The organism is Gemmiger formicilis, from assembly GCF_016901605.1.
GTDB lineage: Bacteria > Bacillota > Clostridia > Oscillospirales > Ruminococcaceae > Gemmiger > Gemmiger formicilis_B.
In genome coordinates this window covers 1-6,474 of the sequence record NZ_JACJKP010000162.1, presented here as the reverse complement: position 1 = coordinate 6,474, position 6,474 = coordinate 1, and the positions used below count along the sequence as shown (strand labels likewise).

The 6,474-nt window shown below is 61.4% G+C and carries 9 protein-coding genes and 1 riboswitch; of the genes, 6 read left to right on the top strand and 3 right to left on the bottom strand.

The window, feature by feature from the left end; genetic code table 11:
• Positions 1-149: 149 nt before the first annotated feature.
• Positions 150-222: riboswitch (Fluoride riboswitch) on the bottom strand.
• From H6B10_RS11545 to H6B10_RS11535, 3 genes are all read right to left on the bottom strand, one after another.
• Complete coding sequence (locus H6B10_RS11545; protein ID WP_243427363.1) at positions 184-843, bottom strand: 4Fe-4S binding protein; 660 nt, start codon at positions 841-843, stop codon at positions 184-186. Its footprint overlaps the riboswitch before it by 39 nt.
• Entirely contained in the window at positions 840-998 is a 159-nt protein-coding gene (locus tag H6B10_RS11540; RefSeq protein WP_204651744.1) for a 4Fe-4S binding protein, read from the bottom strand. The genes H6B10_RS11545 and H6B10_RS11540 overlap by 4 nt, the downstream gene beginning before the upstream one ends.
• Positions 952-1,554, bottom strand: a complete 603-nt coding sequence (locus H6B10_RS11535; protein WP_204651743.1) for a CatA-like O-acetyltransferase — start codon at positions 1,552-1,554, stop codon at positions 952-954. The genes H6B10_RS11540 and H6B10_RS11535 overlap by 47 nt, the downstream gene beginning before the upstream one ends.
• A 190-nt stretch (positions 1,555-1,744) precedes the next feature.
• On the opposite strand from H6B10_RS11535, the gene H6B10_RS11530 reads away from it, so the two are divergent.
• The 6 genes from H6B10_RS11530 to H6B10_RS11505 form a co-directional block, all read left to right on the top strand.
• The gene (locus H6B10_RS11530; protein ID WP_243427362.1) at positions 1,745-2,137 is read left to right on the top strand and encodes a PH domain-containing protein; all 393 of its coding nucleotides are present in this window, start codon (positions 1,745-1,747) and stop codon (positions 2,135-2,137) included.
• Between the two features lie 32 nt (positions 2,138-2,169).
• On the top strand, positions 2,170-2,709 hold the full coding sequence (locus H6B10_RS11525; RefSeq protein ID WP_204651742.1) for an HdeD family acid-resistance protein: 540 nt from the start codon (positions 2,170-2,172) through the stop codon (positions 2,707-2,709).
• A gap of 154 nt (positions 2,710-2,863) precedes the next feature.
• Positions 2,864-3,790: an alpha/beta hydrolase gene (locus H6B10_RS11520; protein WP_204651741.1), complete on the top strand. Its 927-nt coding sequence runs from the start codon at positions 2,864-2,866 to the stop codon at positions 3,788-3,790.
• Between the two features lie 162 nt (positions 3,791-3,952).
• Positions 3,953-4,672 (top strand): putative ABC transporter permease, encoded by a 720-nt coding sequence (locus H6B10_RS11515; protein WP_204651740.1) that lies wholly within the window; start codon positions 3,953-3,955, stop codon positions 4,670-4,672.
• A gap of 54 nt (positions 4,673-4,726) precedes the next feature.
• Positions 4,727-5,191, top strand: a complete 465-nt coding sequence (locus tag H6B10_RS11510) for a TspO/MBR family protein (RefSeq protein WP_204651739.1) — start codon at positions 4,727-4,729, stop codon at positions 5,189-5,191.
• A gap of 150 nt (positions 5,192-5,341) precedes the next feature.
• A partial coding sequence (locus H6B10_RS11505) for an oleate hydratase (protein ID WP_204651738.1) occupies positions 5,342-6,474 on the top strand: 1,133 nt, incomplete at its 3' end.

Genomic DNA, 6,474 nt, shown 5'->3' with positions numbered 1-6,474 from the left:
GGATGGCCAGCACCGCCACCGAGAGCACCAGCTGCCCGCAGGGCAGGCCCAGGGCCAACCCCACCAGAATGATCAGGGCAAGGGACGGTAACATAACAAAATCCTCCTTTTTTGGGGCGCAAAAAAGCTGATGCCTTTCTGCGGACGGTACGTTCACAGAAGTCATCAGCTTGTATCAGCGGTTTAGGTTTCCCATGGGAGAACTTCATTCCCGGCGGTTATTGTATCATGGGGCGGCCGGGCTGTCAACCGTTGTGTGGGGGCCTGCGGGGCCCGCCCGTTTCTGGCTTTGCAGATCAGCTGGGTCATGGTGCCCATGGGGCAGTAGACGCACCAGCTGCGGGGCTTGAAGAGCACCATGGTGATCAGCCCCAGCACGGTGGAAGTCAGCATAACGCTGTAGAACCCAAAGGCGAACTGGGCAACACCCGGGTGGAACAGGGTGCCGTGGTAGGCCCAGTGCCAGGGCAGCTTGAAGGTCCACAGCAGGGTGACCACCTGTTTCAGGTCCCGGGCACCGGCAAACACCAGGTAGGTGTTCCACAGCATCAGGAAGAACATGGCAAAGAAAAACACCAGGAACCCGTAGCGGAATGCCTTGCTTTTCATCCAGCGGGGGATATCCCGCCTGCGGGACAAACCGAACCGCCCGCCCAGCATCCCGAACAGCTGGCCACGGCCGCAGTACCGGTTGCAGTAGCCTTTGGTGCCGCCCACCGCGGCAAACAGCAGCGGGATAAAAAAGCACAGCAGCCCCAGCCAGGCAAACAGAATGTTGAAAAAGCCCAGCACCAGATACAGGAGCGAAGCGATCCACAGATAATCATACCACTGTTTTTTCATGCTTCGGCCTCCCGGATCTGAATGACGCTGGCGGGGCATTCGGCGGCACATTTGCCGCAGCCCACGCACTTGTCGGGGTTGACCCGGGCCAGTATGCCCCGGACGATCTTAATGGCCTGCAGCGGGCAGACTTTTACACAGCAGCCGCAGGCCACGCAGGCGGTGGTTTACTTCCACCGAAAGATGGATCCACCACCGGCCTTTTTCCTCATACCAGCGGCCCCAGGCCAGGCGGGGCACGGTATCGTCTTTGTCCAGGGTGTGCTCATTGGTCAGGGCCGTAAAGTCGAACCAGGGGGTGCAGGAAAAATAGATCAGGCTGTCGGTGTCGTTTTCCTTTATAAAGACATCCTGGGCGGCATCGGCGCGGCAGGCATGGGCGCAAAATGCCAGCGGGGAAGCCTCCCAGGGCAGGGTAATGATGCGGAAAAGGCTTTCCCCCCGGCGCATGGCGGTAAAACTGGGATCGGTCCGGTCCAGCAGCACCACCTCTTCGCCGCGCACCCGCATCCGGAAAGCCGGCACCCGGTTCACCGCTTTGGTGCAGAGCCAGATCATCATGTGGTAAAAGGAAACCTGGTTTTCCCGGGCAAACTGCCGCACGGGCGTTACATCTACCGGGATGGTGACCGAATAAAAAGGGTATTCAAACCGGGAAAAGAAGGTAAAGATCTCGTTGCGTTCCCAGTGGTTCCGGTCTATGGTCTGCATAAGCCAATCCTCCGTATAACAAGTCTGTAAGGCCAGTATACGGCATGTCTGCCGCGGCGGTAAGACCGCAGCAGGGGGCGGGGCGCGGCAAAGCAAAAATATGCTGCGGCTGCGGTTGTGCAGACAACGGATTTCCCCGGGAAAAAGGACTATACTAACAGCATCGGGAACGCAGAAGCAGACCCGGGAAATGAAAGAGGTGAAAGCCATGGATCTGGAAAATCGAGCATTTTTGAAACTGCGTCCCGTACAGGACGCAAAACTGGCCCAGCTGGTGCAGCCTATGCTGCTGCCGCAGGAAAAGATTCTGCAGCAATACCAGGGCATCCGGGACGGGGTGGTCTTTACCGACCGCCGGCTGATCGCGGTGAATACCCAGGGTGTTACCGGCAAGAAAAAGATGTACGCGGTGCTGCCCTACAGCCGTATTCAGGCTTACACCCTGGAATCGGCCGGGGTGCTGGACTTTGACAGCGAAATGGAGCTGTGGTTTTCGGGCCTGGGCTGCGTTACGCTGGAGCTGCTGGCAGGGTCGGACCTGTTCGCCCTCAGCAGCCTGATGGATCGGGTAATTTTACGGTGAGCCGCTGACGGCGGCAGAAAAGGAGAAATCTTATGGTGCTATATTTCTGGGAGCGCAGTGCTTCGGTATGGATCGCGCTGCTGTACGTTTTAATGGGCGGGCTGCTGCTGGCATTCCCCGCCGCCACCAGTACGGTGTTTGTCTGGGCGCTGGCAGGGGGCGCCGCCTGCTACGGTGTCAGCCACCTGCTGCGCTATCTGCAAACACGCAAAAACGGCGAGGCCTCGGGCGCAGACCTCTTCCTGACGGTGCTGCCGCTGGCCTTTGCGGTATTCGCCATGGTCTGGCCGCAGACGCTGCTGGCCTTCCTGCCGCTGGTGTTGGGTTCGCTGCTTCTTCTGGACGGCGTGGGCAAACTGCCCCTGGCCTTTATGGCTCTGCGGGACCACACCCCGGACGCCACCGCGCTGCTGCTTTCCAGCCTGATCCCGTTGGTGCTGGGGGCCGTGATCGTGGTCAACCCCTTCCAGACGGTGCAGCTGGTAGTACGGATCTTCGGCGTCGGGCTGATTGCCGACGGACTGGCGGATTTCGCCGCCGTCCTCACCGCCCGCCGTACCGGACTGCACTGAACCGGAATTTACCAGCCGCCGACCCGCCGGGCCGGCGGCCTTTTTTGACCCCGGGCCCTTCCCGTTGGTCAGACAACCGCTTTGTGCAGCCATAAAGCGTATACTGTGATTACAGGGCAGGGAAGGACCCAGCCCACAGGAAAGGTGGAACACTATGAACAAAACCACAAACCATGCACCCATCCCCGCAGCCAACGAAGCGATTCTGACCGCGCTGCGTAAAGTCCATAACATCGCATCCCCCGCCTCCACCGCACCGGAAGATCTGAAGCGGCAGCGGCTGGGGCAGGAAGCCCTGGGCCGTCTGCTGACGCCGCCCATCGGCTTCAGCTGGGAGCCCTTTGAGGTGGACGGCATCCCCGCAGCCTGGGTCCGGCCGGAAGGCGGCCACGACCGCAGCAAAATGATCCTGTACTGCCATGGCGGCGGCTACACCAGCGGTACCCTCGGGTACGCGCGGCTGTTGGCCTCCCGGATGGCCCTGGCCACCGGGTACGAAGTGTTGGCGTTCCAGTATCGTCTGGCGCCGGAACACACCTATCCCGAAGCACTGGAGGACGCACGCCTGATTTGGGAGTATCTGATGTTCCTGGGTTGGGGTGCCAGAGAGATTATCCTGGCCGGCGATTCCGCCGGTGGGAATCTGGCGCTGGAACTGGCCCTGGATCTGCGCAACGCACAACGGATGCTGCCCTCGCGGCTGATCCTGTTCTCGCCCTGGACCGATATGACGGCCACGGCGGACAGTTACACCGAGTGTGCGGACAAAGACCCGCTGCTGACCCGGGAATACATTGAGGCCGTGCGGGAAGCTTACGCCCCCGGCGCGGACTGGAACGAGGCCTGCTACTCTCCCTTATTTGCCGACCTGCGGGGGCTGCCGCCCACGCTGATCCAGGTGGGCGGACGGGAGATCCTGCGGGACGACTCCACCCGGCTGTATCAAAAATTGCAGGAAGCCCAGGTGCCCGCCGTCCTGCAGACCTGGCCCGATATGTGGCACGTTTTCCAGATGTTCCCGCTGAAAGCAGCGGGGGAAGCAATGGAGCAGATGGCGCAGTTCCTGGAGAATCTGCGCTGAAAGAACCGGTGTTTCCGGCCCGGCAGGTATAGAACCCGCCCGGGTGGGGAACACCGGATGTATGAAACAAACTAAAACAGAACAAGGAACACGCCCGCTGTTGTTTGCGGCACACCTGGTGATGGAACGGTTCTTACAAGCATAACAAAACGGGGTGTACCAATGACAATATGGGTAGTGGCGGCGGTGGCCGCAGTGATGTTTGCCAGCTGGCGTGGCGGAACACGGACGGCGCTGGCCGGCATAGGCTGGTATGAGCTGTTTTTTCTCTTCCTCAGCAGCGCCTTCCTGGGCGACTGCTTCGAAACGGTCTTTGTCTTTCTGCGTACCGGCGTCCTGATGAGCCGCAGCAGCCTGCTGTACGGTCCCCTCAGCCTGGTATGGGGCCTGGGCGCCGTGCTCATGACCCTGGTACTGGTCCCGCTGGCACGCCGGGGTACCCCGGTGCTCTTTGCCGGGGGCGTGGTGCTGGGCGGCGGGTTCGAGTATCTGGCCAGCTGGGTGCTGGAAAAAGTCACCGGCCGGCTGTTCTGGGACTATTCCCGGATGCCTTTCAATCTGGACGGCCGCACCAATCTTCTGTTCGCCCTCTTCTGGGGCGCGGCGGGGGTGTTCTGGGTCCGGCTGGCAGCCCCCTGGCTGCTGGGCTGGCTGCGCCGGGTACCCCGCCGTACCGGGCAGGCTCTGGCGCTGACGGTGGCTTTGCTGCTCACGGTGGATATGGGCCTTTCGGCCGCGGCACTGCTGCGGATGGAAGAACGCAGCCGGGGGCTGACCGCCTCCAACACGGTGGAACAGGCGCTGGATGTATGGTACACCGACGCAAAACTGGAACACCGTTACCGCAACATGCAGCTGCCGGGCCAGGTCCTGGTATTCTGACCACTTTTTACACCGGCGCCGGGTACGGCGCCCCCACAACGGGGAGGTATTCCCATGAAAAAATTCGGATTCATTCTGTTTCCCGCCATCTCTCTGGGCGTGGGGGCGCTGGCAGGCTTCCTGACAAAGGACAGTCTGGCCAATGTCTACCCGCTGCTGGAAAAATCCTCGCTTACACCTCCGGGTTGGGTGTTCCCCATCGCCTGGACGGTACTGTACCTGCTCATGGGCATCGGCATGGCGCTGGTGGAAGCCCGGGGCGGTCCCGAACGCTCCCGCGCGCTCCCCCTTTTTGGCATCCAGCTGGCGCTGAACTTCGGCTGGAGCCTGCTCTTCTTCAACAGCGGTGCCTATCTGTCGGCGCTGCTCTGCCTCATCGTCCTGTGGGTGATGATCCTGGCCATGGCCGGGTCCTTCGCCTCGGTCAGCCGCCTGGCGGCCTGGCTGCAGATCCCCTACTTACTGTGGGTGGCCTTTGCAGGCTACCTGAACGCGGCGGTCTGGGTGCTGAACTGGTAAAAATCTTCGGTTTCGTTGTTCAGCCCACCGAAATCACCCCCCAAAACCCGTATACTGATAACACGCTGATGGCAGGCAGGGCCTGCCGGGGGCGGAATTTCCAACACAACACACCCGGCGGGCAGCTCCCGCCGGTACAGGAGGTACACGATGTACTACACCAATGGTAATTATGAAGCATTCGCCCGTCCCCGCAAACCCGCAGGGGTGGAAAACAAACAGGCCTGGCTGGTGGGCAGCGGGCTGGCCAGTCTGGCCGCCGCGGCCTTCCTCATCCGGGACGGTCAGATGGAAGGCAGCCGCATCCATATTCTGGAGGAGGCCGAACTGCCCGGCGGCGCCTGCGACGGCATCCTTCGGCCCGATATCGGGTTCGTGATCCGGGGCGGCCGGGAGATGGAGAACCACTACGAGTGCCTGTGGGACCTCTACCGGTCCATCCCCTCGCTGGAAAAAGAGGGGGAGAGCGTATTGGACGAGTTCTACCGCCTGAACCACGATGACCCCAACATCTCCCACAACCGCGCCACCCTGGAGCGGGGCCGCAGCGCCAACACCGGCAACCGGTTTGAGCTGGAGGACGAAGCCGCCCTGGAACTGATGGCCCTCTTCTTCACCCCCGACGAGCAGCTCTACAACAAGACCATCGACGACGTGTTGGGAGAATCCTTCTTCCGCTCCAACTTCTGGCTCTACTGGCAGACCATGTTCGCCTTCGAGACCTGGCACTCCGCCCTGGAAATGAAGCGGTACCTGCAGCGGTTTTTGCACCACATCGGCGGTCTGCCCGACCTCTCGGCGCTGAAATTCACCAAGTACAACCAGTACGAATCCCTCATCCAGCCGCTGGTGGCCTATCTGCAGCAAAACGGCGTGCAGTTTGAGTACGGCGTCCGGGTGCGCAATGTGCTGTTCCACTTCCTGCCCGGCAAAAAGGTGGCCCACCAGCTGGTGCTGGAACGCCACGGCCACCCCGAAACGGTGGAACTGACCGAGAACGACCTGGTCTTTGTGACCAACGGTTCCTGCACCGAAGCCAGCGTCCTGGGCGACAACGACCACGCCCCCGAACTGGATCTGGAATCCGGCCAGGGTTCCAGCTGGGAACTGTGGAAGAACATCGCCGTGCAGAATCCCGCTTTCGGCCGCCCGGAGGTGTTCTGCTCCAACATCGAAGCCACCAAGTGGGAATCCGCCACCGTCACCCTGCTGGATGACCGCATCGCACCCTATGTGCAGCAGGTCTGCGGCCGGGACCCCTACGCGGGCAAGGTGGTCACCGG

What these genes read in the sequence shown, in the direction of transcription:
- H6B10_RS11545 (WP_243427363.1), bottom strand. Translation starts at nt 843, where the DNA reads ATGAAAAAACAGTGGTATGATTATCTGTGGATCGCTTCGCTCCTGTAT.
- H6B10_RS11535 (WP_204651743.1), bottom strand. Translation starts at nt 1,554, where the DNA reads ATGCAGACCATAGACCGGAACCACTGGGAACGCAACGAGATCTTTACC.
- H6B10_RS11530 (WP_243427362.1), top strand. Translation starts at nt 1,745, where the DNA reads ATGAAAGAGGTGAAAGCCATGGATCTGGAAAATCGAGCATTTTTGAAA.
- H6B10_RS11525 (WP_204651742.1), top strand. Translation starts at nt 2,170, where the DNA reads ATGGTGCTATATTTCTGGGAGCGCAGTGCTTCGGTATGGATCGCGCTG.
- H6B10_RS11520 (WP_204651741.1), top strand. Translation starts at nt 2,864, where the DNA reads ATGAACAAAACCACAAACCATGCACCCATCCCCGCAGCCAACGAAGCG.
- H6B10_RS11515 (WP_204651740.1), top strand. Translation starts at nt 3,953, where the DNA reads ATGACAATATGGGTAGTGGCGGCGGTGGCCGCAGTGATGTTTGCCAGC.
- H6B10_RS11510 (WP_204651739.1), top strand. Translation starts at nt 4,727, where the DNA reads ATGAAAAAATTCGGATTCATTCTGTTTCCCGCCATCTCTCTGGGCGTG.